Source organism: Shewanella psychromarinicola, assembly GCF_003855155.1.
Classification (GTDB): Bacteria; Pseudomonadota; Gammaproteobacteria; order Enterobacterales; family Shewanellaceae; genus Shewanella; species Shewanella psychromarinicola.
This window is the reverse complement of record NZ_CP034073.1, coordinates 3,951,270-3,975,244: the sequence shown is the minus strand read 5'-3', so window position 1 is coordinate 3,975,244 and position 23,975 is coordinate 3,951,270. Positions and strand designations below refer to the sequence as shown.

At 40.4% G+C, this 23,975-nt stretch carries 24 protein-coding genes and 3 pseudogenes; 18 read left to right on the top strand and 9 right to left on the bottom strand.

The window, feature by feature from the left end; genetic code table 11:
• Positions 1 to 509: 509 nt before the first annotated feature.
• Positions 510 to 2,087 (top strand): integrase catalytic domain-containing protein, encoded by a 1,578-nt coding sequence (locus EGC80_RS17365; RefSeq protein ID WP_124011562.1) that lies wholly within the window; start codon positions 510 to 512, stop codon positions 2,085 to 2,087.
• A gap of 644 nt (positions 2,088 to 2,731) precedes the next feature.
• On the opposite strand, the gene EGC80_RS17360 is transcribed toward EGC80_RS17365, so the two are convergent.
• From EGC80_RS17360 to EGC80_RS17345, 4 genes are all read right to left on the bottom strand, one after another.
• Positions 2,732 to 2,917 (bottom strand): hypothetical protein, encoded by a 186-nt coding sequence (locus EGC80_RS17360; protein WP_124011561.1) that lies wholly within the window; start codon positions 2,915 to 2,917, stop codon positions 2,732 to 2,734.
• Positions 2,918 to 2,924: 7 nt separating this feature from the next.
• Positions 2,925 to 4,928 (bottom strand): ferrous iron transport protein B, encoded by a 2,004-nt coding sequence (gene feoB, locus EGC80_RS17355; RefSeq protein WP_124011560.1) that lies wholly within the window; start codon positions 4,926 to 4,928, stop codon positions 2,925 to 2,927.
• Positions 4,929 to 4,977: 49 nt separating this feature from the next.
• The gene (locus tag EGC80_RS17350; RefSeq protein ID WP_124011559.1) at positions 4,978 to 5,283 is read right to left on the bottom strand and encodes a FeoA family protein; all 306 of its coding nucleotides are present in this window, start codon (positions 5,281 to 5,283) and stop codon (positions 4,978 to 4,980) included.
• 242 nt (positions 5,284 to 5,525) lie between these two features.
• Positions 5,526 to 6,287: a hypothetical protein gene (locus EGC80_RS17345; protein ID WP_124011558.1), complete on the bottom strand. Its 762-nt coding sequence runs from the start codon at positions 6,285 to 6,287 to the stop codon at positions 5,526 to 5,528.
• Between the two features lie 393 nt (positions 6,288 to 6,680).
• Here EGC80_RS17345 and EGC80_RS17340 point away from each other — a divergent pair.
• The 4 genes and pseudogenes from EGC80_RS17340 to tnpC all read left to right on the top strand — a co-directional run.
• Positions 6,681 to 6,920 (top strand): annotated as a pseudogene (locus tag EGC80_RS17340) (IS3-like element ISSde8 family transposase); the annotation flags it as partial.
• 80 nt (positions 6,921 to 7,000) lie between these two features.
• A complete protein-coding gene (gene tnpA, locus EGC80_RS17335; protein WP_124011557.1) occupies positions 7,001 to 7,303 on the top strand; it encodes an IS66 family insertion sequence element accessory protein TnpA in 303 nt (100 codons plus the stop codon).
• Complete coding sequence (gene tnpB / locus EGC80_RS17330; RefSeq protein ID WP_124011556.1) at positions 7,303 to 7,644, top strand: IS66 family insertion sequence element accessory protein TnpB; 342 nt, start codon at positions 7,303 to 7,305, stop codon at positions 7,642 to 7,644. Before tnpA ends, tnpB begins: the two co-directional genes overlap by 1 nt.
• 20 nt (positions 7,645 to 7,664) lie before the next feature.
• Positions 7,665 to 9,206, top strand: coding sequence for an IS66 family transposase (tnpC, locus tag EGC80_RS17325; protein WP_124693500.1), 1,542 nt, complete (start codon positions 7,665 to 7,667; stop codon positions 9,204 to 9,206).
• A 126-nt stretch (positions 9,207 to 9,332) separates the two neighbouring features.
• On the opposite strand, the pseudogene EGC80_RS17320 reads toward tnpC, so the two are convergent.
• Positions 9,333 to 10,211 (bottom strand): annotated as a pseudogene (locus tag EGC80_RS17320) (IS1595 family transposase).
• A gap of 79 nt (positions 10,212 to 10,290) precedes the next feature.
• Between EGC80_RS17320 and EGC80_RS17315 the strand changes: the two are divergent.
• Both EGC80_RS17315 and EGC80_RS23060 read left to right on the top strand, forming a co-directional pair.
• Positions 10,291 to 11,322, top strand: a complete 1,032-nt coding sequence (locus EGC80_RS17315) for an IS630 family transposase (protein ID WP_124011554.1) — start codon at positions 10,291 to 10,293, stop codon at positions 11,320 to 11,322.
• The gene (locus tag EGC80_RS23060; RefSeq protein ID WP_164839488.1) at positions 11,319 to 11,792 is read left to right on the top strand and encodes a TnsD family Tn7-like transposition protein; all 474 of its coding nucleotides are present in this window, start codon (positions 11,319 to 11,321) and stop codon (positions 11,790 to 11,792) included. The genes EGC80_RS17315 and EGC80_RS23060 overlap by 4 nt, the downstream gene beginning before the upstream one ends.
• A 437-nt stretch (positions 11,793 to 12,229) precedes the next feature.
• Here EGC80_RS23060 and EGC80_RS17300 read toward each other — a convergent pair whose 3' ends face one another.
• The 3 genes from EGC80_RS17300 to EGC80_RS17290 form a co-directional block, all read right to left on the bottom strand.
• Positions 12,230 to 13,261 carry an ABC transporter ATP-binding protein gene (locus tag EGC80_RS17300; protein ID WP_124011553.1) on the bottom strand — a complete coding sequence of 344 codons (1,032 nt, stop codon included), beginning with the start codon at positions 13,259 to 13,261 and terminating at the stop codon, positions 12,230 to 12,232.
• A 2-nt stretch (positions 13,262 to 13,263) separates the two neighbouring features.
• A complete protein-coding gene (locus EGC80_RS17295; protein ID WP_124011552.1) occupies positions 13,264 to 14,895 on the bottom strand; it encodes an ABC transporter permease in 1,632 nt (543 codons plus the stop codon).
• 102 nt (positions 14,896 to 14,997) lie between these two features.
• Positions 14,998 to 16,005 (bottom strand): extracellular solute-binding protein, encoded by a 1,008-nt coding sequence (locus tag EGC80_RS17290; protein ID WP_124011551.1) that lies wholly within the window; start codon positions 16,003 to 16,005, stop codon positions 14,998 to 15,000.
• Between the two features lie 279 nt (positions 16,006 to 16,284).
• Here EGC80_RS17290 and EGC80_RS17285 point away from each other — a divergent pair.
• The 3 genes and pseudogenes from EGC80_RS17285 to EGC80_RS17275 form a co-directional block, all read left to right on the top strand.
• Positions 16,285 to 16,629: pseudogene (locus EGC80_RS17285) on the top strand (transposase); the annotation flags it as partial.
• Between the two features lie 126 nt (positions 16,630 to 16,755).
• Positions 16,756 to 17,904, top strand: coding sequence for a transposase (locus EGC80_RS17280; protein ID WP_233768538.1), 1,149 nt, complete (start codon positions 16,756 to 16,758; stop codon positions 17,902 to 17,904).
• A 459-nt stretch (positions 17,905 to 18,363) separates the two neighbouring features.
• On the top strand, positions 18,364 to 18,765 hold the full coding sequence (locus tag EGC80_RS17275; protein WP_124011550.1) for a hypothetical protein: 402 nt from the start codon (positions 18,364 to 18,366) through the stop codon (positions 18,763 to 18,765).
• On the opposite strand, the gene EGC80_RS17270 is transcribed toward EGC80_RS17275, so the two are convergent.
• Positions 18,740 to 19,099 (bottom strand): HMA2 domain-containing protein, encoded by a 360-nt coding sequence (locus EGC80_RS17270; protein ID WP_124011549.1) that lies wholly within the window; start codon positions 19,097 to 19,099, stop codon positions 18,740 to 18,742. The genes EGC80_RS17275 and EGC80_RS17270 overlap by 26 nt on opposite strands.
• Between EGC80_RS17270 and EGC80_RS22585 the strand changes: the two genes are divergently transcribed.
• The 8 genes from EGC80_RS22585 (at position 19,092) to EGC80_RS17235 (ending at position 23,932) form a co-directional block, all read left to right on the top strand.
• Positions 19,092 to 19,562: an HMA2 domain-containing protein gene (locus EGC80_RS22585; protein ID WP_206191810.1), complete on the top strand. Its 471-nt coding sequence runs from the start codon at positions 19,092 to 19,094 to the stop codon at positions 19,560 to 19,562. The genes EGC80_RS17270 and EGC80_RS22585 overlap by 8 nt on opposite strands.
• Positions 19,552 to 20,481, top strand: a complete 930-nt coding sequence (locus EGC80_RS22580) for a hypothetical protein (RefSeq protein ID WP_206191809.1) — start codon at positions 19,552 to 19,554, stop codon at positions 20,479 to 20,481. Before EGC80_RS22585 ends, EGC80_RS22580 begins: the two co-directional genes overlap by 11 nt.
• Positions 20,482 to 20,484: 3 nt before the next feature.
• Positions 20,485 to 20,787: a magnetosome protein MamC gene (locus EGC80_RS17255; protein WP_124011548.1), complete on the top strand. Its 303-nt coding sequence runs from the start codon at positions 20,485 to 20,487 to the stop codon at positions 20,785 to 20,787.
• A complete protein-coding gene (locus tag EGC80_RS17250) occupies positions 20,784 to 21,074 on the top strand; it encodes a YtxH domain-containing protein (RefSeq protein WP_124011547.1) in 291 nt (96 codons plus the stop codon). The genes EGC80_RS17255 and EGC80_RS17250 overlap by 4 nt, the downstream gene beginning before the upstream one ends.
• Positions 21,071 to 23,131, top strand: a complete 2,061-nt coding sequence (locus EGC80_RS17245) for a heavy metal translocating P-type ATPase (RefSeq protein WP_124011546.1) — start codon at positions 21,071 to 21,073, stop codon at positions 23,129 to 23,131. Before EGC80_RS17250 ends, EGC80_RS17245 begins: the two co-directional genes overlap by 4 nt.
• A gap of 25 nt (positions 23,132 to 23,156) precedes the next feature.
• Positions 23,157 to 23,477, top strand: coding sequence for an IS66 family transposase (locus tag EGC80_RS17240; RefSeq protein ID WP_443729204.1), 321 nt, complete (start codon positions 23,157 to 23,159; stop codon positions 23,475 to 23,477).
• A gap of 74 nt (positions 23,478 to 23,551) precedes the next feature.
• Entirely contained in the window at positions 23,552 to 23,695 is a 144-nt protein-coding gene (locus EGC80_RS22770; RefSeq protein WP_233768536.1) for a hypothetical protein, read from the top strand.
• A gap of 9 nt (positions 23,696 to 23,704) precedes the next feature.
• The gene (locus tag EGC80_RS17235) at positions 23,705 to 23,932 is read left to right on the top strand and encodes an IS66 family transposase (protein WP_233768535.1); all 228 of its coding nucleotides are present in this window, start codon (positions 23,705 to 23,707) and stop codon (positions 23,930 to 23,932) included.
• Positions 23,933 to 23,975: the final 43 nt, after the last annotated feature.

Below are 23,975 nucleotides of genomic sequence, written 5' to 3'. Positions count from 1 at the left end.
TGGCGTTCAGATACCGCACCAATTGTTCTTTCAAAGTATATTCAATCTGACAGTAAAATCGCATGTGATTATGTCTATGGTCTAGCAGAGGCTGTTCGTGAAAAAGTTTGTCGAATTCCTCAAATTGTTGCTGTTGATAATGTGAAAGTTTCGGTTATGAATGCTAAATCCACACAGGTATTCACTAGCTTTAGCGACTTATTGTCAAACTCAGATGTCTCGTATCAACAGGTCATCGAAAATGAGGCAGTGCTCAAGTTTTTGATCACAGCATCACATAAAAAACTATCGAATATTAGGCTTGTAAATCCCGATGGAGCAGGGCTTATCATCGCATCATCTGTCAGCCATGCAAACATGATATCTGCTTTGATGAAATCTTGGTTTAATGTTAGGCGTCAACTAGCTTGTCCTATCGCATTGACTCACTTAAATCCATACTACTAATATGTCGTTGCCTCATCTAAAATAACACTAGTTGTGATTCTTTTAAGATGAGGTAACTAGATATGATTAAGTCTATGAGTCTAAATGCGAGAAAGGAATTGTTAGCTAGCATTAAACAAAAATATCATGACGCTAACTGGATAGATAAAGGGAAAATACTTGATGGAATAGTTGCTGCTACCGGCTATGAACGAAAATATACTATCGAATTGTTGAATACCATCAATCAGAATATCTTTCCAAAAAATCGCAAGACACCCCATCGCTACGACGAACAGCTACGACAAGCTCTACTTGCTGTTTGGTATGCGGCTAATCAAATATGCTCTAAACGTCTAGTGCCATTTTTACCCTACCTAGTCGAAGCAATGGAGCGTCATGGTCATCTACGCTTACCTATTGATGTACGAGAAAAATTGCTACAAATTAGCCCTTCTACTGTTGATAGGATCCTCAAACCTGAACGAGAAAAAATCAAACAATCTGTAAGCACTACTCGTAAAGGGAATTTATTAAAGCACCAAATTCAAGTCAGAACATTTGCTGATTGGGATGACGTTATTCCTGGATTTCTGGAAGCTGACCTCGTCGCTCATTGTGGGGGCAATACCAATGGCTCTTTTTTAAATACGCTCACATTAGTTGATATTGCCACTGGTTGGTTAGAGTGCATGCCTTTGTTACGAAAAAGCGCCAGCGACGTGATTGATGGCTTACAAGTAGCTAGTGACTTACTTCCATTCCCTATGCAGGGAGTAGACACAGATTGTGGCAGTGAGTTTATAAATTATGAATTATTAGAATACTGCGAAGAAAATAATATCACCTTTACAAGAGCAAGAACTCACCGAAAAAATGACCAGGCGCATGTGGAAGAAAAAAACGGTTCTGTTGTACGTCGATTGGTTGGTTATGATCGCTACGAAGGTTGGAAAGCCTGGGAAGCTTTGGCAAGGCTGTATCGCATAGTCAGGATGTACGTTAATTTCTATCAACCATCGCTGAAGTTACTTGAAAAAGAACGTGTTGGGGCTAAGGTATCAAAGAAATATGATGATGCAAAAACACCTTATCAACGCGTTTTACTTTCTGACCATGTTAATCAGTCTACAAAAGAGTCACTTAGGTTAGAGTATGAAAGATTAGACCCGGTTTATTTGTTAGCTCAATTAGAATCACTACAAGATGAATTGTGGAAATACTCATGGGATAAAAGAGGTCATGCTCAAGATGATTATATCGTAACTGATGACGTTGTTAAAAAACAATTATCTAAAATACCGCCTGTTATCATTACAGATAGAGTGAATCGTCATTACCATAGAAATGATAAAGTTGACTTCAGAAAATCTCCTCGGACATGGCTAACTCGAAAAGATCCGTTCGAGGATGTTTGGGATGAAATACGATTAAGAATGGAGTTAGCACCTGAAAATAATGCTAGAAAAATAATTTTGTGGCTCATGGATAAATATCCTGATAAATTTTTAATAGGGCAAACCCGAACACTTCAACGAAGACTTGCTCTATGGCGTCAAAACCAAGCGAGTCAGGAAGAAAAACTACGTGATTTGATGATTAATGAATTAGTGCCCGTTTTAAATTTTAATATCCCAGAGGAAAGTGAAATCAATCAGTAGGAAACACTATACTGCTGAAGGAGCGCTAGCCTGTTATGTCATTTGATTCTTACTTACATATGCGGTAACAAATCTTTAAATGTAGTATGTTTTTTTAATGAGGCAATACGATAGGACAAGCTAGTTGACGCCTAACAGAGTGCCAACTACCTTGAAAAACACCGTTCATTGACAGATGCATGGATCGCAATTCATTATCCTAACCAGAAGGTTTTTAGCCAGGAGTTCTAAATGAACCGTCCTCGGCAATATCAGTTAGGCAAGAAGTTGCCTAGTTAGCTCAACCCTTGTGATGACCCTGTAGCAGAGCCAGGGCGACCGCATTAGTGCTTAATAATCCACCTATTTGATGAAGGTGGACTCGATTGCATTAATCCGCGCTTGTTTGTTTTCAGCTTAACGGCCGTACAATTATTGAATATTTATCGGACAATTTGTGAGTGAAAAACGTTCATGCGGTTGCCCTGGTAGCAGAGCACTCTGTTTTTTGATAAACAAGCTTACATGATGGAGCGGGCGAAGCTATTTAGTCCCTATCCACAACATCATCTCACTATGTTCTTCAGCGGCTAATTAGAATGCCACTTCTTGATAGAGCAGCATTCTATATTTTCATGAAAGGTTCTGCAGAAGCTAAATTGCTTTCACTTCAATTCTTTGATATTTATCTTTGTGCCCCTAATTTTCATGCCTTTATTTTTTTTAGAGGAGCACTCACCACTAAGATGGCAACCAATACATTTATTTCCTCTACGCTTTTCGCTAACTATTTTGCCAATCGATAACGTGAGAATAATAATAATAGTTAAAGCTACAATTACATCTGTCATATATATCCTAGTTAAGGCCCTTGTTGAGTTTTAGATCTTCTTGCGTACAACCTTTTCTAATTAGGTATATTAAAATCCCTAAAAGTCCTAAACAAGTGAGAAGGCCGTATACAAAACCTTGACCTAATGACCCAGTAGTAAAAAGTGTGCCGATTTGATAAGTTATAAATGCAACAAAATAACCCATGCCAAACTGGAATATAACGCCTCCCCACAACCATTTCTTATCTTCTAACTCAGCATTCATCGCACCAATTGCTGCGAAACAAGGAGGGGTAAAAAGGTTAAACATGAGATAGGATAACGCTGCGACAGTTGTTAACCCCATTATACCTGCCACATCGGAGCTTCCAGAAACTAACGCAAGTTTTTCTGTATCAATGAAGTTAGTAATCCCGTATACAACTGCAAGTGTCCCTACTACATTTTCTTTGGCGATAAATCCTGTGATAGCCGCTGCCGCAAGCTGCCATACTCCAAAGCCTAGGGGGATTAATATCATAGCAAATGGCGAAGCTAATCCGGCTAAGATACTTGAGCCCTCAGCACCTTCAGCAACAACTTGAAATTGCCAATTGAAAGTTTGCATAATCTGAACCGCTGCGTTGCATACAAGGATTATGGTACCGGCTTTAATAATGAAAGCTTTAGCACGTGAAAGAGTTGACTCTGTTGCTCTTTTGATGCTGGGAAATCGGTATTCGGGTAATTCCAATATGAAAAAAGGTCGTGAATTTTTTTCTCCTGTAATTTTTCCTATTATCAATGCACTGATAATAATGATAGCAATACCTACAAAGTACATGAGGGTCCCTACCCATGCAGAGTCATTGAAAAATACTCCCGCAAACAAAGCTATTACAGGCAGTTTAGCTCCACAAGGCATAAAGGGAGTCAGCATTGCAGTCGTTCTTCTTTGTCTTTCGTTTTGTATCGTTCTGGTTGCCATTATTCCAGGAATAGAACAGCCAGTACCAATAACCATTGGAATAATGGACTTACCAGACAGGCCTACTGTTTTGAAAAAACGGTCCATTACAACAGCTACTCGAGCCATATAACCACTGTCTTCAAGCAGTGCTAATAAGAAAAAGAGAACCATTATTAGAGGCAGAAAACCAACAACTGCACCAACGCCTCCAATAATACCATCTAAAAGTAATGATCTTAATAAAGGAGAAACGTCATCACCAAGTAACTGCTCTACTAGAGAGTACAGACCATCTATCCATCCACCTAGAACATCAGCCAAGACTGGACCTAAGTGGGTTTGAGAAATAGAGAAAATGCTCCACATAACCAATGCAAATATCGGAAGTCCCATCCATTTATCAGCTAAAACCCGATCTATTGAATCTTGTGTCGTCTGCTTAGAGCTTTCAACTTGCCTTGTTTCGACTGCTTTCACTATATTTTTCACAAACTCAAATCGTTTCGTATTATCCACTTCTACTGAGTTTCTATCATTTAAATCAACGTTCTGAAGGCTGAATGGGGCTGTTTGCGATTGACCTTTTATCGCTATAGATTTAGCAATTAATGTGTCCAATCCATTGCCTTCACTTCGTAACGAGATTGTCTCAACTACAGGGCACCTCAACAACCGACTTAACTCCTGTAAGTTGATTTGATTTTTTTTGTCCCGAGTTAAATCATATTTATTTAGTGCAACAATAACCGGAACGCCAAGATCTAACAGCTGCGTGGTAAAGAATAGGCTTCGATTCAGGTTTGTTGAATCAACAACATTTATAATAACGTCTGGGGCTTCGCCCTTTATGAAATTTTGAGTGATTGTTTCTTCGGAAGAAAATGGTGACATTGAATATGAACCAGGTAAATCTACGACTGTAATTGCATTAGTAGTTTGAGTTAAAGCTTCTTTGATTATGCCTTCTTTTTTACTAACGGTTACACCAGCCCAATTGCCTACATGTTCCATTTTTCCAGTTATGGCATTAAATAGTGTGGTTTTACCGCTGTTTGGATTGCCTGCTAGTGCTATTTTCACGATTTATTCCAATTTAGATTTTAAGTTAATTTATGTGAACGCTTTCTATTTAAACGAGTATGATAGCTTTTGCTAAATCAGCATCAATACTGTACCTAGCATCCTTTACAGCTATAACGTAATTGCCAGATAAATGAGATATCAAGGTTACCTGTTGTCCTTTGAAACAACCCAAAGTGAAGAGAAAATCATTCATCTTCGGATCATTTGAAGCGACGTTTTCAATTGTGTACATCCTACTCAGTTCAGCGTTATATAGTTTTTTTACTTGACGATTTTGTATTGTCGTCTGATTTTTTGAGCTTGACAGTTTTGCTAAGATATTCGGTAATAGACTAAACACGGCTTTGATCATAATTTCAACTCCAACAAATGGGTCTACTTATTCTTGAACGCTTGTTGAAAATCAGGCGTTACGGCTGAGAACAACAAGCTTCAAATGGAAATAACTATTATAATTGAGTCTAAATGATAATCATTACTATTGCAGTTTATTTAGTAGCTTCTAAGCTAATTTTTATTAGTAATTTGGAGTTATTTGATATAGATCAATTTTCCCTGATAGGGGGAGACATTCCTTGTCTTTCCAATATGATTCTAGAACAGCCAGTTGATAGAAACCCCAGCAAAGGTTTCGTTAAGCTTTGAGCTGCTATAACCAACTTCTTGCTCGATATCTTGCTGGGCGATACTTTGACTGACATGTCCTGAAATGTTTAATGTTGGCGTCAGCGCATATGCAGACTCTACGCCAAACTGCAAGTTGTTACGGCCGTTATGAGTTTCGGTTACATATTGGTAATCGATACCTTGAGTGAGATAAGGTGTGACGTTCCAAGCTTTGGAGAGATCCCAAGAGCTGTGTAAGCTTAGTTCGATAAAATAGCCGCCTGCTTCAGTTGAGTAGGTGTAGTTAATCGATGGAGTCAGCCATTCAATGCCTGAGTAAGTAATGGAGCTGAACAGCTCATTGTCGCTAGCACCTTCGTCGCCATAAAATTCTAGACGTTGGTAGCCAATCGCTGCATCAAAGTTGTCGCTGAGTGTGATGCAGTACTCTAATCCAAATTGCCATTCAGTGTAGTGTTCGTTGTCGGCACGACCAACTCTGGCGTAGGCATTTACATCTTGATACTGAGCAGCAATACCGCTCCAATAGATCCCACCACTGTCGAGGTTGTCGCGTCCCTCTGATACATATTTCGACTCCCAACCTAGATCTACCGAAAGTTCGACTTGGGAGATACCTTGGGGAACCACATGATGTGAATTATGCATATCGTCTTCAGCAAGCGCGATGCCACTGTAGGTAAAAAAAATAAAACTAGTGGTGATAGCAAAGGGTTTAAAATACGACATATTAACCTCTATAAACAGAAATAAGGCGGCATAACAGCTTCCTTTTGTGGGATGAATGATAATGATTCGTATTATCCATTTCTTTGTTCTGGATCAACATAGTGATATAAAAATAATGGATTGAGATAGGGAAGTTCAGAAATGTTAGATCAATCAAGTTCCACCTGAAGTTCGTGGTAATCATCATAAAGCCAGACTGATCTAGCGTTGTTTAAGATCAGTGGCCTTGTATGTTAATATGTAGCCTTGTAGATGATAGATAATCAGTGATTCGCCTTTACCTATGATTTAGATAACCATGTGGTGGTATCGCGAATCGATCCATTTGTAATGATCTAATGAAACTGTAGAGATTTATAGCTTAAAATAAGCAAAATCTTAAAGGTATTTATTATGATTAGAAAAACGAAAGTCACTGTCAGCCCGCTGCAAAAACTAGAATATGCCAAGCTGATGGTCGAACAGGGTTACACCAATAAACAAATCGAAGACATGCCTGGTGCGGGTAAATCTGCAGTGTCTCGATGGAAATGGCAGTACCAATCTGAATTAGCAGGTAAAACCCCTGAAAATGCCAAAGCATTAACTGAAGACCAACGAAGAATTCAACTCTTAGAAGCCCAACTAAAGCAGTAAGCGATCATTACAGGCCGTATTCCATCCCCTCCAAAATCCTCTAAAATAATGCCATTATTCACTCACAGATAAAACAAATGGCAAATGTCCACAGAACGCCTAAGCAATGGCAAGCAATAATCGAGCAGCATGCACCAAGCGAATTGCAAGTCGCTACCTTCTGTAAACAACAACAAATTACCCTCTCAAGCTTTTATGCTTGGCGTAAACGGTTAACAAACCAGCCATCACTTCCTTCAATCACTAGTAAACCTATCATTAGCGAAAGTGCTCAGGACGATTGGCACAGTATCAGCCCAGAGCCGAACGTCGCAGCGTCACCTTGGGATATTGAATTATCACTACCTAACGGCGTAGTTTTGCGCATGATGAATACTTGATGTTACTGCAAGAGCCCAACTTATCGGTATGGCTTTACGCTCATCCCGTTGATATGCGCAAGCAATTTGATGGGTTAGCCGCATTGGCGCAATCAAAACTCAAGCGACCAGCCAGCAGTGGTGAGTTGTTTGTGTTTATCAATAAGCGGCGAACTCACATCAAAATTCTTTACTACAGTCGTGGCGGTTACTGTTTATGGAGCAAACGCCTTGAGCAAGGTCAGTTTCATCGCGTTACCAGTGATGAAGATAAAATGTCACTCAATTGGGCGCAATTACAGTGTTTAATTGAGGGGATTAATTGGCAAAAAGCACTCAAAAGTAAGCGCTATAGTCGGTAGTTTTTGTTATAATACTTGGTATGAAAATTACCGAAATCAATCAGTTACAGCAAACTAAAATTCAAGCACTCGAAGAAGATATTCTTGTGTTTAAACAGCAGTTGGATTGGTTTAAACGTCAACTTTTTGGTCGTAAATCAGAAAAACAATTATTCGATAAATTGGGCGCTCAGGGCTCATTATTTGCTACAGATAAAGCTGTTGTATCAATCGATACCTCCACCGACATCAAAGCCCACAAACGCAAATCAAACAAACAACTCAATGGCGATGAAGTCAATGACACGGGTTTACGTTTTGATGCGTCTGTTCCGACTAAAGTTATCGATATTCCCGCACCTGAGTTACAGGGTGATGACGCTGAGCACTATGAAATCATCGGCTATAAAGAAACTAACCGCTTAGCGCAACAACCCGGCAGTTATACGATATTAATTTACCGTCGTCCTATTGTTCGCCATAAACGTGAGCAAACGGTGAAAACGCCATCAGCACCGAGTAATGTACTTGAGGGATGTTACGCCGATGTTTCCCTGATTGCAGGACTTATGGTTGATAAAGGGGTGTATCATCTGCCACTTTATCGGCAACACCAACGGATGATTGATTCAGGTGTTCATATCAGCCGAGCCACCTTAATTAACTGGGTACAAAAAGGCATTGAACTGCTCCGGCCTATCTACCAGGCTAATCTAAAGTCTATTATCAACAGTCAAACCCTTGCCATGGATGAAGTCCCCATAAAAGCAGGCAGAAAAAGCAAAGGCAAAGGCAAAATGAAACAAACCTATTTCTGGCCGATGTTCGGTGACAACAATGAAATCGCCTTTACTTGGTCGAGTAGCCGAGGCTTTTTGCATGCCCAAAATCAGCTCGAAGGCTTTACCGGCACTTTATTGACCGATGGTTATGCCGCTTACAGTAAAACAGTGGCAAAATTGAATGAAAAAGAAAAAACGGTTACGCATGCTACTTGTTGGGTACATGCAAGGCGTTATTTTGATAGAGCGTTACTGATTGAGCCAATAGCAGCACAGGCGGCTATTGACCAAATAGCATTGCTTTATAAAGTTGAAAAACACATCAAAGACAAGATAACCGAGCCTGCGGATACCTTAACCTATCGGCAAAAGCACAGCGAGCCACTTGTTACTGAATTTTTCAACTGGGTTTATGAGCAACGACAGCGAACCGATTTAACACCCCAAAACCCCTTAAGCAAAGCCTTAAATTATGTGAATGAGCGCCAAGTTGAATTGAAAGTGTTCTTGTCAAATCCCGCTGTTGCCATGGATACCAACCACCTTGAGCGGGCATTGCGTGTTATCCCTATGGGACGCAAGAATTATTTGTTTTGTTGGAGCGAATTAGGCGCAGAGCAGCTAGGTATTTTACAAAGTTTACTTGTCACTTGTCGTCTACAAGAAATCAATCCCTACCACTACCTTGTTGATGTATTGCAACGTGTCAGCATACATCCCGCTTCAAAAGTAGCAGAGCTTACCCCGAGAATATGGAAAGAAAAGTTCGCTGATAATTTTTTAACGTCAGATCTGGCTTGAATGGGGTGATCTAACCCCAGAATGATCGCTTACCTAAAGCAAGCGATGAGGGATAATGAAATCCTAAAAAAGCTGCAGATTTCTTCATTCGAGACAATCAAAACTTAACATGCCTATGCAGTTGGCTCAGTAAGAATGTATTGGCGTGTGAATGATTGCCAAATTTAACAATCTGTTAGGTATTTCTCTTTCCATTTTTCTACGATTGAACCGATAACAGAACTCACTCAGGTATTCTTGCAGGTACTTTCCTGAAACACTATGGAATGTCCCAAGTAAAAATGCTTTTAAGTTACCAATGGCAATATGAACCCAAGGCAGCCATTCATCAACAAGCTCACTGGGGGTAACCCTCGCTTCATGTTGTTGAGTCTTATCTATAATGTTCAACGCAGGTAAGCCGTCTGTATGCACTTTTTGCTGTATCTTAAGTGTTTGGTAACGAACTGTTCAACACTATCATGGCAAACGCTATTTGCAGCCTGCATAGCAATAAATCCAGCTCTTTTATCCTTTGCTTTCAACGGCAACTAAAACAGGTGTTTTACCTCCTGCTCCACGTCCACGCTTGCCCTTGCTTTTGCCACCCACTAACGCATCATCAATTTCAATGACCCCTGACAGTCTATATAAGCTGTCTCTATGGCCCATAGCTGTTCTCAGCTTACTTAATATCAAACGTGCCGTTCGCCAATTAACTTCAATGTGCTTACTCAGTCTTAATGCTGAAATACTGCCTTTATCTGAGCCTAAAAAGTAGATAGCCCAAAACCACTTAGTGATAGGAATACGGCTACCGTGGAATAATGTGTCTGCTGTGACCGATGTTTGTTTATGACATTGACTGCATTCATATACATTGCGGGTTGTAAGCTCATAGGCATGCTCACAAGAGCATCTAGGGCAAACAAAACCATTAGGCCATCTCATTTTCTTAATGTGATTTAAGCAATCAGTTTCAGCGCTGAATTGACGTTGCCATTCAAAAAAACTCGTTTCAGGCATTTTCATAGCAAATCTCACTTCTATACCCGTGATCATTGAAAATGCTTGATTTTGTCCCAAATGGGATCATCATAGCCCTATGAAACAAATTACACTCTCGCCAGAACAAAAAGTAGCATTGGAAACTCGACATAAAAGCTCGAGTGATAGGCGTGAGTGTGATCGCATTAAAGCCATTTTACTACGCGATGAAAATTGGCCAACGCCAATGATTGCCCAAGCGTTACGTATTCACGAAACGACCGTAGTTCGATACATTGATGCCTATGCTCACGACCAAAAACTCACGTGTAATAGTGGCGGCTCCTTAAGCTATCTGAGTCAAGAGCAAACTGAACTATTGATTGCACACCTGTGTGAGGTGACCTACTTGCATAGCCATCAAATAGTCGCTTATATCTCAGAACAATTTCAGATTAAGTACACAGTGTCAGGTCTCAATAAATGGCTGCATAAACATCAGTTCAGCTATAAAAACCCTAAAGGGGTTCCTCACAAATTTGATGAAGACAAACAAACGGCTTTCATTGAATATTATGAGCAACTAAAATCCTCGTTAACCCCTGATGAACCGTTATTATTTATGGATGCGGTTCATCCGACCCAAGCCACAAAAATCACCGCTGGCTGGATAAAAAAAGGCGTTGATAAACCGATAGAAACGACGGGAAGCCGAACCCGTATTAACGTGGTTGGTGCAATCCGACTTGGTCACTTAACAGAAGCGGTCATTGAGCAATATAGCAAAACGGTTAACGGTGCATCCATCATCGATTTTTTAAACCAAATTAGAGCGCGTTACTCAACAAGTGGTGTTATCCATTTGGTGCTTGATGGCGCTGGATACCATCGAAATGCCTTAGTGGTTAAAGAGGCTGAACATCTGAATATAACATTGCATTACCTGCCGCCTTATAGTCCAAATTTAAACCCAATAGAACGATTGTGGAAGGTGATGAATAAACATGCGAGGAATGGGCAATACTTCGCAACGACAAAAGAATTCCGACGAAAAATCACTGACTTTTTTAGCATCACCCTCCCCGATATTGCTGACACGCTCGGTGATACAATTAATGATAACTTTCAGAAATTAAAACCTGCAGTTTGAATTCACTTGAGTATATTTGGTTATACCGCCACAATAGAGATTGGTTGCTTAACACTAATAACAAATACAAGCGTCCTATTCCCGTAGTAAACAATAGAGTTGATTGGAAAAGCAGGGATATGGAAATTGTTAGAGCTCTTATTCGTATAATCGACAAACATTCTGATGATGTTTCGGGGCCTCGATTATCGATGAAATGGCTTGTTTCTCAATTAGATACTGGAACGTCAGTGGAGAAGTATTTATATAAACTGTCCTTGGCTTCAATCTATCTTGCCCGTTACTCTGAAAGTATTACTGATTATCAAATAAGAAGGATTACTCACGTCATGATTATGACTAGACCAAATATACTTCCTCGATGGCAGATACTTAGATTGTCGGGGTTAAGTGACGAGCGGATGACTCAAATGACATGTGAATTTTTAGACAGCCTATTAACAAATTTTTGGGCTTTAAGAGGACAGTAACTTAAATGAACGAACAGCAAAAATTAGAAAATTACTAAGCCGTTATTTTTCAGATCAAGATATAGCGTATATTTTCTCTTTACTACAGCCTTGGGCGGGAGACTATGAAGGCATTTCTGCTTGGTTAGAAAAACCAATTCCAGCATTTGGGTATATTACAGCGATTGATGTTTGTGAAAGAGGGTTATCCAAGGACTTTACTGTATATTTAGCTGGGATTAATAGTGGTGGTTTTGCTTAATTAATGAGCTTGAATATCAGTTTCTAAGCACGAAAAGAAAGTGAATTTTCATGCTCTTACCCTGCTGCTGCAAGTGATGGTCTATTTTAAATTAATGCAGCACAGTGGACTAGACAGTAAACGATTTTATAACGGGTTATTATCTAGGGCGGAAGTTAACAATTATGCCCAAAAATTAAGATGACCACATCAATCGTTAATTAAAAATGACTAGCGGATGTGGCGCAATGCGAATATCAACTCGTTGACCTGGTATTAGTGTCGTTGATTGGCTACTTACATCCAAAATATCAGCGCCAATTTTAACTTGATAATGGCATACAGCACCTAGAAAATGCCTTTCAACAATGCAGCCAAGACCATCGATATTAGAATGAACTTCAATTTGCTGTGGCCTTAATAATACTTGCCCTTGGCTTCCAATAGGCCAAGGTAATTTTTCAGTACTATTAAGAGTGCCAAGAGCATAATCGACTTGATAACGAGTCGTTACAGTAACAGGTAAATAATTACCAGCTCCTAAAAAATCAGCCACGTAGCGCTCTTTTGGTGAACGGTATAAGGTTTCAGCTTTGCCATGTTGAATAATGGCGCCATCTTTAAATAATGCCAGTTTATCTGCGAATACAAATGCCTCATCTTTACTGTGAGTCACAAACACCGCACTCACATTTCGCTTTTTCAATATGGCACGAATTTCCAGCATCATCTCGTTACGTACCTGCGCATCAATATTGGAAAAAGGTTCATCAAGTAATAATAATTCAGGTTGATAAGCTAAGGCACGCGCAATCGAAACTCGCTGCTGCTGTCCGCCAGATAATTCATGAGGATAACGAGATGCCAAGCTAGTTAATTTAACCAGATCAAGCATCTCATCCAACCGAGTTAGGCGCTCCTTTGCATTAAGGTTTTTAACGCCAAATAAAATATTATCCGCCACGGTTAAGTGTGGAAATAAGGCATAGTCTTGAAAAATCATGCCGACACCACGTTGCTCACTGGCCACAAACACGTCATCACTGCTCATCACCTGGCCACTAATACTGATACAGCCTTGGCTAATAGTTTGCAAACCTGCAATCACGCGCAACAGTGTGGTTTTGCCACAACCACTGGGGCCTAATAATGCGACAATTTCACCTTGCAGTAAGGTAAGATCCAAATGACGCAAGATCACTTGACCTTGATAATCACTACAGATATTTTCAATAGTTAAGGTTGACATAATTAGCCTTGTTGCTCCAAGGAGCGATTAAGATAAATCAACGGAACAAACCCTACTAACACAATAACAATCGCGGCTAATGCACCGTGTTCAAGCTTTTCATCTGAGACAAACTGAAACACATAAGTGGCTAAGTTTTCAAATCCGATGGGGCGTAATAATAATGCTGCGGGCAACTCTTTCATACTTTCAATAAACACCAACAATGCACCGGCAAAAATCCCTTTACGCAATAAAGGTAAATGAACACGCCAAAGCAGTTGAAGTGGGGGTTGCCCCAAGGTAATACACGCCATGTCCAAAGAAGGCGAAATACGCTTATAACTGTTCTCTAAGCTACCGATAGATATGGCAATAAAACGCACACAAAAGGCAAAAATCAGGGCGAACACGCTGCCGGTCAATAACAATCCCGGCCCACGTTCACCCAGCCAATCATAAACATCGTTAATCGCAAAATCAATCAATGTCAGTGGTACCAAAACACCAATTGCCAGAACGGTGCCCGGCAAGGCATAACCAGTAGAGCTTAGTCTAGAGGGAAGATAATCACTTTTGCGCGGACTGACTCGACGGACAAACATCAATATCAGTGATAACAGCATACACACAGCACTGACGATAGCGGCAATGTATAAGCTGTTAAGGCTATATTGCCAAAACCGTGCATCCCAACTCTCGTTAAAATAATCAATGGCATAAACACATAACACGGTAAAAGGCAGCAAGAAGGCAATAAATAACAATAATGTGCAATAGCCTAGCGCAATCCAGGCCTTAGTTGATGACAACACATATCGATCGGCTTCATTGAAGGATGATTGTTTTTGAAATAATTGTTGTTTGCGACGGGCAAACCGTTCAACACCAATCATAGAAAATACCACCAGCAACATAATTGCCGATAACTTAGCGGCAGCCGTTAAACTGCCATAGCCAAGCCATGTGTCGTAAACAGCTGTGGTTAGTGTATGAACGGCAAAATAACTTACAGTGGCAAAATCTGCTGCGGTTTCCATAGCCACTAGGGCAACGCCAACAGCTAAAGCAGGCCGTGCCATGGGTAATGCAAGTCGCCAAAAACTGCGCCACGGACTACAACCCATCACCCGTGATGCATACAACAAACTTGAAGATTGCTCCATAAAAGCGGTTCGGGCTAATAAGTAAATATAAGGGAATAGTACTAACGACAGTATTATTGCCGCCCCGCCAAGGCTGCGTATCGCGGGGAAATAATAATCATGGGGTGATTGCCATTCAAACCAGTCCCTTAGTGTACGTTGCACTGGGCCGGCATAGTCGAGCATGTCGGTATAAACATAAGCAACAATATAAGCTGGCATGGCTAATGGAAGCAGTAATAACCACTGAAAATATCGTCGAAAAGGAAAGTCACAGCGGGCAATTACCCATGCGGCAGGAATAGCTAATAGCAAAGAGCCAAGCCCAACCAACAACATCAATGATAAGCTATTAGCGATGTATGTCGGCAGTACTGTATTGAACAAATGACTAAATACAGCTTGATCAGGAAGAGTGGATTGCACCATTAAGGCAATCAGCGGCAAGATTAATATCGCCGCAATAAAATAACCAACAAGCGACCAGCTTCTGGTTAAACCTAAAATCATAAATAATACCGAGTAAACTTAGCGCACTAGACTTCATGATTAATATAACCAATAAAATCGAGATACTTCATCGTGCGCTGGTAATGTTTAAATAAGCTTCAATTAAAGATCAAATTTTACTTCGTCTAGTAATTTTACTGCATCTTGATTATGTTCAGCCAACTTATAGATAGGTAAGCTATCCACTTTAAAATCACCCCATGATGCAACTAATTCAGACGGTGCCACATCAGCCTTAACCGGATATTCCATATTCACCTCAGCATACATTTTTTGTGCAATATCAGAGGTTAGGAATTCCATTAGCTTAATTGCATTGTCTTTATGCGGAGCATGTTTGGCTAATGCCATACCAGATACGTTGACATGAGCACCACGGTTCTGTTGATTAGGGAAATTAATGTCGACAGCTTGTGCCCAACTTTTTTGGTTTTTATCCATTAGCATATTGCCGTAGTAATAACTGTTACCGATAGCGATATCACACATACCTTCTTTAACCGCTAATACTTGATCACGGTCGTTACCTTGAGGCTTGCGGGCTAAATTAGCTTTGACCCCTTGTAACCAGATTTTGGTTTTCGCTTCACCATTATGAGCAATCATCGACGCCACTAATGCCACGTTATAAGGATGTTTACCACTGCGAGTACAAATTTTCCCTTTGTATTCTACTGAGGCTAAATCTTCGTAATCAATATCAATTTTACCGGTGCGATCTTTGGAAGAATATAGATTACGAACGCGCATCGTCAGTGCATACCAATTGTGTTGCTGTGAGCGATATTGAGGTGGAATATTATTATTAATGACATTACTTTCAACTGGAGAAACAAGATCTTTATCCACCAACTCCATTAAGCGAGAGAAGTCTGATGTTAAAACCAAGTCAGCAGGAGATAAGCGACCTTCTCGTGCCATACGTTCTGCTATACCATCTTTAGCAAATACGACATTAACGTCGATACCACTCTGCTCGGTAAATTTTTCCAGAATAGGCTCAATCAGAAAGGCTTGGCGATAAGAATAAACCGTTAGTGCGTCTGCTGCAGTGGCAGAAGAAGCCACACAAGCCAAACTTAATAATGCGACACTTTTTAGCAATTTCATTAATCTATGCTCCCCAATTGAAAAAATATTCCGCCGCAACCGACGCAATTGATAATAGTTATCAATTGCGTCAGGGTAAGTGATCATATCAAAAAGAGCAAGTGCTGTTTCACTCGGGACAGTGAATTTTTAAGCGGGGGAAAGAATGCCCACACAAATCAGTGAACACTGATGAAGATCTACCATCACGGCATTAGCGTTTATGATTCGTGCCTATGCATCTGAGTCAGTTTTGGCCTATTCTTATAGTATAAATCAAGACTAGAAGTGAGATTTGCTATGAAAATGCCTGAAACGAGTTTTTTTGAATGGCAACGTCAATTCAGCGCTGAAACTGATTGCTTAAATCACATTAAGAAAATGAGATGGCTTAATGGTTTTGTTTGCCCTAGATGCTCTTGTGAGCATGCCTATGAGCTTACAACCCGCAATGTATATGAATGCAGTCAATGTCATAAACAAACATCGGTCACAGCAGACACATTATTTCACGGTAGCCGTATTCCTATCACTAAGTGGTTTTGGGCTATCTACTTTTTAGGCTCAGATAAGGGCAGTATTTCAGCATTAAGACTGAGTAAGCACATTGAAGTTAATTGGCGAACGGCACGTTTGATATTAAGCAACTCAAGTTTCGGGATTTAAATCAGACAAGGAAAAAGATAACCTGATGATTTAACATAAGTTAATGTCTCGTTGTGGTAAAATACTTGTTGTCTAGACAATGAATAATACAACAAGAGACATCGAATGAACTCTGCCACAAAGACCTTGAACTTCCCATCATTAACCGCTGATTTACTGAATCAAGTAAACCTTAATATTGACAATACTTTCAGCTCTACTTGGAAGAGCATTGGTTTTAACATCATGTTACGTCAAGCTAACTTTGCTAAGCGCTCAGGTACGCCCGTTGGTGATGTTACCTATCTTTTAATGCTTTGGGTTTGGCTAAAAGTAGACTCTGTTGCCATGTTTTCAAGGGATGCATTATTAAGTTTTTCAGCGGCTAAAAAAGACGCGTTATATGATCTACTTAACCGCGAAGATTTAGATTGGCGAAAGCTACAGCTATTGACCGCTAAAAAAGTACTTAAGGCTAGCGGTAAAAGCAAGCTCAGCGCCTTTGTTATTGACGATACCGTAAAAACAAGGTGTGGTAAAAAGATGCCAGGCGTATCGAGTCACTTCGATCACTTAACTTCTCGTTGCGTGATGGGTCAGCAAGCCGTAACGTTAGGTGTTGCGAATGATGAACAATTTGTTCCCGTTGATAATGAAATATTAATCAGCCAAATTAAGGAGCAAGCGTTAGACTATAAGTTTAATGATGGTCGCAGTATTGCAGCAAAACGTTACCAGAAATCAAAGTTCCAAACTAAGCCTGAAATGGTGTGTGACATGATAGCGCGAGCAATTCGCGGTGGTATTAATGCGGATTACTTTTTAGCAGATGCATGGTTTGCGACAAAGCATATATTGAGAATGACTATTGAGCACTCACTCATAGCGATAGTCAGAATGAAAAAGAATAAGATGAAATATCGCCTAACTATCAACGGCACTACTCACTTACTTTGTGCAAAAGAACTACACAAACAACATGTCAAAGGCCAGTGGCAACCCTTTAATCATGTGCCTTATCAAAGTAAATCCATTGTTGTTGAGCTGAACATCGCAAGCTCAGATAAACAGCCAACTCAATGGGTTAAAGTTAAATTGCTCTTTGTTCGTTCAGTCAATGAAACCAAGCAGCAAGCAAGTCAACATGATTGGGCGCTATTTTTAACGACGGATAGTCAACTTGAAGACGAAAAAATACTTGAGGTCTATGCGTTGCGTTGGGGAATTGAAGTTTACTTCAAAGAAGCGAAACAAAAGCTAGGTTTTTTAAAATAGTAAAGCCGTCATTATAGTGCTTACATTGCCTCAATACACCTAACAGGTTTAAGGTTTTGCTTGTTATTGTTTGCCAGACAAGAAGAAAGGTCGGCAAGGCTTAGTGAAGTCAGAAATGATTTTGAAGAAAGTTTAAATTGTCTAAATTTTGCCAGTAAGTTGTGGCGATTATTCAAAGCGTTAATTGCGGGTGCGTTAAGTTAAATGGCAATTTTAACAAAGGCAGATAAAGATGGTGTATTAAATAAAATTTAACAAACGGTTGTAGATTTTTTTACGCAAGTCATGCAAATGGATAATTTCACCTTACGGCAAGAGCCCTATAATGAGGTATTGTTCACTTTTATGCGCTAAAAGTGAACTCCGAAACTTGAGTTATAAAAAAATAAAAACAGAAATGAGATTTATTTGCAGTTAGAATTTGCTAGATTATATAAAACTCAGTAAGTAGGTACCACTATGAGCGTAAAAAAAGCATTAAGAAAATTAGAAAAAAAACACAAAAAAATTGAAAGCAAATCTCTCAAACAGCTGCACAAACTATCTCATATCATCGACCAAGGTGCAGCCAACAACAGTAAATGGCACCATGAGATAAAAGAATTATCACAAGAAATCATTACAAGTATGGTGACAGAATTAAAAATACCATTAAATCCGCTCATATCTTGGTTTAAAGAGGGCTCAGATGATGTTGACCACAGTATAAAAAATATAGCTAAACATCAACAATACTCTGCAACTCGCTCCATACTGCATATTCCCTTGAAATCACCCGCTTGTAAAAAATGTCCTGCGCTAGCAAATGGAGTATGTCAATGTGCCGCTAAAAAATTCAAAAACTTATCATCATACGACTAACGGAGGGACCAACTAAACGTTTTAATACCATGGTGGCTAAACCTCTAGTTAGCGTTTTTGTACCGTTAATAACCGCGTTTTCAATAAATGAAGGTTTTTCATCACTTTTAGTCCACTCATGTGTCTCTAAAATCTCTAACAAACTGTCACAGTCAAGCTCTTTTCGATCAAAATAAATTGCTACTGAACCTGCATGATATTTATGCTTAATATTCGTGACCGCATCTATTTCTTGCAATTGTTTAATCAATGCCATGACAGACTTTTGATTATGACGGATATAGTCGGATCTGATGCGTAATCGTTGGGATGTTTTGTGAATATATGTGTTCATAACTAACTCAAATGCAAACGACAATTATTATCAACAAAATAGCACCAAAATTGATTCAGCGCAAAGAAAACTCAATTACCAATTAATCACTATTTACAACGCCCTCCTTTCTACATATATTTCTGTGATGAAAAATAAAATTAAAAAAGTATTAAAAATAAGACGTTGGTTAACGTTAGCGCACCATATTCCAGGACGTATCAGACTTAAATATAAAATGGGTCTTATGGCTCATTTGGTGACCATAAAAGTCACTGATATTGAGCAAGCGTTAGCCGATATACCAGCGTTTAAAAATTATAAAATAAATAAAGATACAGGTAGCATTCTGATTGAATACGATACTGGCATCATCAAACCGGAATTGATCAACCAGTTGTTTTCAGAATCAGAGGTTAACGTGCAACAAGCTTGTTTAAATATTGTTGCAAGTCTTAATATGGATGGAATAAATGATGAGTGATGGCCCTAAATACGGTTCGCACGATATCCCTTATACACAGAACACAGAACAGCCAGATCCTTATGCTGCCAGTGGGGGATATTCACCTTACATGACGCCTGTATACGGCTATAATCACCCAGGTATGCAACCAGGTATGCAACCAGGTATGCAACCAGGTATGCAACCAGGTATGCAACCAGGTATGCAACCAGGTATGCAACCAGGTATGCAACCAGGTATGTACCCAGGTATGCAACCAGGTATGCAACCAGGTATGCAACCAGGTATGTACCCAGGTATGCAACCAGGTATGTACCCAGGTATGCAACCAGGTATGCAACCAGGTATGTACCCAGGTATGTACCCAGGTATGTACCCAGGTATGTACCCAGGTATGCAACCAGGTATGCAACCAGGTATGCAACCAGGTATGCAACCAGGTATGCAACCAGGTATGCAACCAGGTATGTACCCAGGTATGTACCCAGGTATGCAACCAGGTATGCAACCAGGTATGCAACTAGGTATGCATACACAGCAAGATACCCCCGAAAACAATGCTTTCATTGAACAAGCCCAAGCTATGCTTGAAGGTGCTCTAGGTGAAGACGCGGGAATATTTAAAGACTTACTAGGAAACTTAGATATGAATGATAAAGAATTTTGGAAAGGCGCTATGGTTGGCGCTGCTGCAGGCCTATTACTAAGCAATGAAAATGTACGTGGTAAATTAATCGATTTAGTTTCTGGTGCTGGTAATATGCTTAAATCCGGTGGATCAAACGTTAAAGATACAGCAACACAAACAGCCGAATCGGTCAAAGGCAACGTGACAACAAGTAGCGAAATATTTCGCGATACATATACTGCTGGTAAACAAGGTTTTCAAGAATCAGTCGATCGCCATCAAGAAGAACAACCTAAAACTGATAGTTAAATTATGAGTAATTCATCAGACAAATTAATCACAAGCCACCGAGCTATGCTCATCGGAGCAATGGCCGGCGGTGGTGCTTCATTAGCCAACCAATGGCGCGATCATCAAAATGGAGCATTAGAAACCAATGATGTCGTCCTAAATGCGGCAAAATCAGCAATTAAGGCGGGAGCGATCAGTGGAGCATCTACCTATATAGCCGAAAAGATGGCCGGTCGGCCAGTACTATCTTTGTTCACAATACTAAGTGTGGGCGCAGCTAGTTTATACATGATGGATCAAATTTCAGAAGGAAAAGAAATATGAATAATAAACACCCTTATCCACCTTATTACAGTTATCTACAAGGTGAAGTTAAACAGGCATCTACCTACAAACAACAAAATAGCAAGACCCACTTTGCTATGGGTCTTGCAGCTGGTACTGCCGTTGCTTACTTATTATCTAATAAAAAATTCCAGCAAGGTGTCACCTCAACAGGTGAAAAGGCATGGTCAGCTGTACGCGGTGAAGTCGAAGAGTTAAAAGAGCGTCTAGAAGATACACAAGCAGAATTAGATTACTACCGTAACTTAAATAAAGGCGAAAAATGATCGATTTGGTCGTTAAGCACCACCTGTCAGGGCGAATACGTTTCAAAGTAGCAGCACTGATTAACTTTCCCGATATTGAAGAGTGGATCAAGCAAAGCTTATTGGCTATTCAAGGGATTCGTGACGTGCGAATCAATCAGGCAGCAGCTTCCATTGTCGTGCATTATGATTCGCAATTATTGCATGTGGAGACCCTTGAAGCACGTTTATCACAACTTGATTTTACCCAAGCAGATCAGACTGAAATAGAGCATCAATATACGCGTGGGGATATTGCCATGAATATTATTGGCACTCTTTCAACCGCTTTATTACCAAATAAATGGGGAGCTTTAACAACTGCAACACTTGTAGCACCGACCCTCTTTGAAGGTATTAATGAAATAAAAGAAAAACGTATTTCTGTTGAGGTTCTAGATGCAATTGCCGTCGGTTTATCCGTCTGGCGAGGGGACTATAAAACAGCCATGGTCACGCAAAGCTTAATCAGTTTAGGTGAGTACATGGAACAGAAAACCTGCCGAAACAGTGATCAACTACTGGCAGAACTCATGCACCCTCAACAGTCTGTAGTTTGGCGAGTTGACGAATCAGGAAAAAGCCAAGTTAGCTCTGATGACCTTAAGGCTGATGATATTATCGAGCTTGCACCTGGCGATGCAATCCCTGTCGATGGTGTAGTCATATCCGGTGTGGCACTTATCAATCAATCAGCTCTAACGGGTGAGAACGTACCTATTCGACGAGAAGTTGATGCTATCGTTTATTCAGGCACCAGCGTATATGAAGGCACAATAAAAGTCCGAGTCGAAAAAGTCGGAAGTGAAGCCACAACGGCTAAAATAGCACAGTTAATTTACGATTCACTAAGTGAAAAAAGTGAAACTCAGCAAGTCACTCAAGACATGGCTGATCGCCGAGTTAAGATAACCTTAGGAGTAGGTGCTGCAGTATTTGCCCTAACCCAAGATATTAATCGCGTGGCTTCAGTATTTCTGGTCGATTATTCCTGTGCACTAAAACTAAGTACTCCTGTAACGTTTAAATCAATTATGTATCGTGCAGCACAAAACGGGATTTTACTCAAAGGCGGAAGTGCAATCGAAAAGATCGTCAAGGTCGATACTTGCGTGTTTGATAAAACAGGCACATTAACTTATGGCGATATGGAAGTAACAGATGTAGTACCATTTAACCAAAACAACGATGCCCGTGATTTATTGGCAATTGCAGCGTCCGTAGAAGAGCACAGTAATCACCCATTATCGCAATCTGTGTTAAATGCAGCAAAACACAATAAACTCCCACACATCGAACACGGTGAAGTGGAATATGTTATTGCCCATGGCCTTAAAAGTACCCTCAACGGGCATTGTCTTGTAATGGGTAGCCGTCATTTCCTTGAAATTCATGAAAATGTTGATTTCACTCCCTTTGAAGCTCAAATTCGTGAACTTGAAGAGATAGGACGTCATTTGGTGTTTATTTCCCATCAAGGTAAGCTAATCGGGATGCTCGGCTTACGTGATCATTTACGTGAAGATGTAGAAAAAACCCTAAACAAGTTACGTCATTTAGGTATTAAAGAGTTAGTGATGATCTCTGGCGACCGTGCCTATAAAGCTCAGACTCTCGCAAATGAACTTAAGCTTGATCGAGTTTATGCCGAAGCCACACCTGAAAGTAAAGCAAGTATTATTGAACAACTTAAACAAGCTGGTAAAACAGTGATGTTTATTGGTGATGGCGTCAATGATGCACCCGCATTAACGGCTGCGGATGTAGGGATTGCTATGTGTAAAGGCACTGAGTTAGCAAGACAAGCTGCTGATGTAGTATTACTAAAAGATAAGCTTTATGGTGTAGCTGAAGCACGCCAATTGGCACAAATTGCGATGTCGATGATCAATTCAAACATTAAGGCCGCTGAATATATTAACAGTGGTATTATGCTAGCAGCAGCCCTCGGAATGCTAAGTCCCGCGATGAGTGCACTACTTCATAACGGCACCACTCTCGCGATCCTTGCTCGTTCCGCGGCATTAAAGAATGCCTAACATTTAGTTACAATCAGAAAAAAATATCACATACATACTCCACCAACATCTGTTAACGCAAGCGGTACAGCACGCCGATGAAACTATGCTCAGAGTGATTAACGATGAGCGTGTAAAATCCTATATGTGGGTGTATTGCGCTGGCGCGGGTGGGCCAAGTATTGAGCCTCGATATCAAGGTTTACGCAGCATCGTACTGTACGACTATCAAGACGGTAGCCGCGCAGGCAACTGCGTGAGCCGTTTTCTGGCCACCGAGCAAACGGTATTTAATGATTATTTACAGGTTGATGGCTACGCAGCTTATCAGCAGGCCAGCAATAAACTGGTAGGCTGCTCGGCTTAGCCTCCTGAGTCGCTCTACCTCCTGCATCCATGCGGTCGTGGGCTCATGCCCGGCACAAGTTCAAAGAAGCGTTAGTGGCACAAGGAAAACCAAAAGCAGACAAAGTCAGTAAAGCGGATATGGCGCTGAGCATGATAGCCAAGCTGTTGTACCGCATTGAAACCCAAATACAAGCACTGAGCCTGGAAGAGCGGCTGTATTTTAGGCGCACCCACTGACGTGCCCAATTGGCGTTATTTAAGCAATGGCTGGATAAATCAGCGCAGCAAGTATCAAAACAAAGCCAACTAGGCAAAGCCATTCATTACAGCTTCAATCAATGGTCAAAGCTGAGCCGTTACGCAGAAGATAGTCGCCTCAATATCGACAATAACCGTGCTGAACGGACAGTAAAACCGTTTGTGATAGGGCGAAATTATGTGCAGTTCCCCGTTATGTTAAGTAGTGCTCTATAGGCCGCCTAAACCTCGTGATATAAAACAAACTTTCTGCACATAA

Bases quoted from the DNA above. Each gene is read 5' to 3' on its own strand.
- EGC80_RS17365 (WP_124011562.1), top strand. From the start codon at position 510: ATGATTAAGTCTATGAGTCTAAATGCGAGAAAGGAATTGTTAGCTAGC.
- EGC80_RS17360 (WP_124011561.1), bottom strand. From the start codon at position 2,917: ATGACAGATGTAATTGTAGCTTTAACTATTATTATTATTCTCACGTTA.
- EGC80_RS17350 (WP_124011559.1), bottom strand. From the start codon at position 5,283: ATGATCAAAGCCGTGTTTAGTCTATTACCGAATATCTTAGCAAAACTG.
- EGC80_RS17345 (WP_124011558.1), bottom strand. From the start codon at position 6,287: ATGTCGTATTTTAAACCCTTTGCTATCACCACTAGTTTTATTTTTTTT.
- tnpA (WP_124011557.1), top strand. From the start codon at position 7,001: ATGGCAAATGTCCACAGAACGCCTAAGCAATGGCAAGCAATAATCGAG.
- tnpB (WP_124011556.1), top strand. From the start codon at position 7,303: ATGTTACTGCAAGAGCCCAACTTATCGGTATGGCTTTACGCTCATCCC.
- tnpC (WP_124693500.1), top strand. From the start codon at position 7,665: ATGAAAATTACCGAAATCAATCAGTTACAGCAAACTAAAATTCAAGCA.
- EGC80_RS17315 (WP_124011554.1), top strand. From the start codon at position 10,291: ATGAAACAAATTACACTCTCGCCAGAACAAAAAGTAGCATTGGAAACT.
- EGC80_RS17300 (WP_124011553.1), bottom strand. From the start codon at position 13,261: ATGTCAACCTTAACTATTGAAAATATCTGTAGTGATTATCAAGGTCAA.
- EGC80_RS17295 (WP_124011552.1), bottom strand. From the start codon at position 14,895: ATGATTTTAGGTTTAACCAGAAGCTGGTCGCTTGTTGGTTATTTTATT.
- EGC80_RS17290 (WP_124011551.1), bottom strand. From the start codon at position 16,005: ATGAAATTGCTAAAAAGTGTCGCATTATTAAGTTTGGCTTGTGTGGCT.
- EGC80_RS17280 (WP_233768538.1), top strand. From the start codon at position 16,756: ATGAACTCTGCCACAAAGACCTTGAACTTCCCATCATTAACCGCTGAT.
- EGC80_RS17275 (WP_124011550.1), top strand. From the start codon at position 18,364: ATGAGCGTAAAAAAAGCATTAAGAAAATTAGAAAAAAAACACAAAAAA.
- EGC80_RS17270 (WP_124011549.1), bottom strand. From the start codon at position 19,099: ATGAACACATATATTCACAAAACATCCCAACGATTACGCATCAGATCC.
- EGC80_RS22580 (WP_206191809.1), top strand. From the start codon at position 19,552: ATGATGAGTGATGGCCCTAAATACGGTTCGCACGATATCCCTTATACA.
- EGC80_RS17255 (WP_124011548.1), top strand. From the start codon at position 20,485: ATGAGTAATTCATCAGACAAATTAATCACAAGCCACCGAGCTATGCTC.
- EGC80_RS17250 (WP_124011547.1), top strand. From the start codon at position 20,784: ATGAATAATAAACACCCTTATCCACCTTATTACAGTTATCTACAAGGT.
- EGC80_RS17245 (WP_124011546.1), top strand. From the start codon at position 21,071: ATGATCGATTTGGTCGTTAAGCACCACCTGTCAGGGCGAATACGTTTC.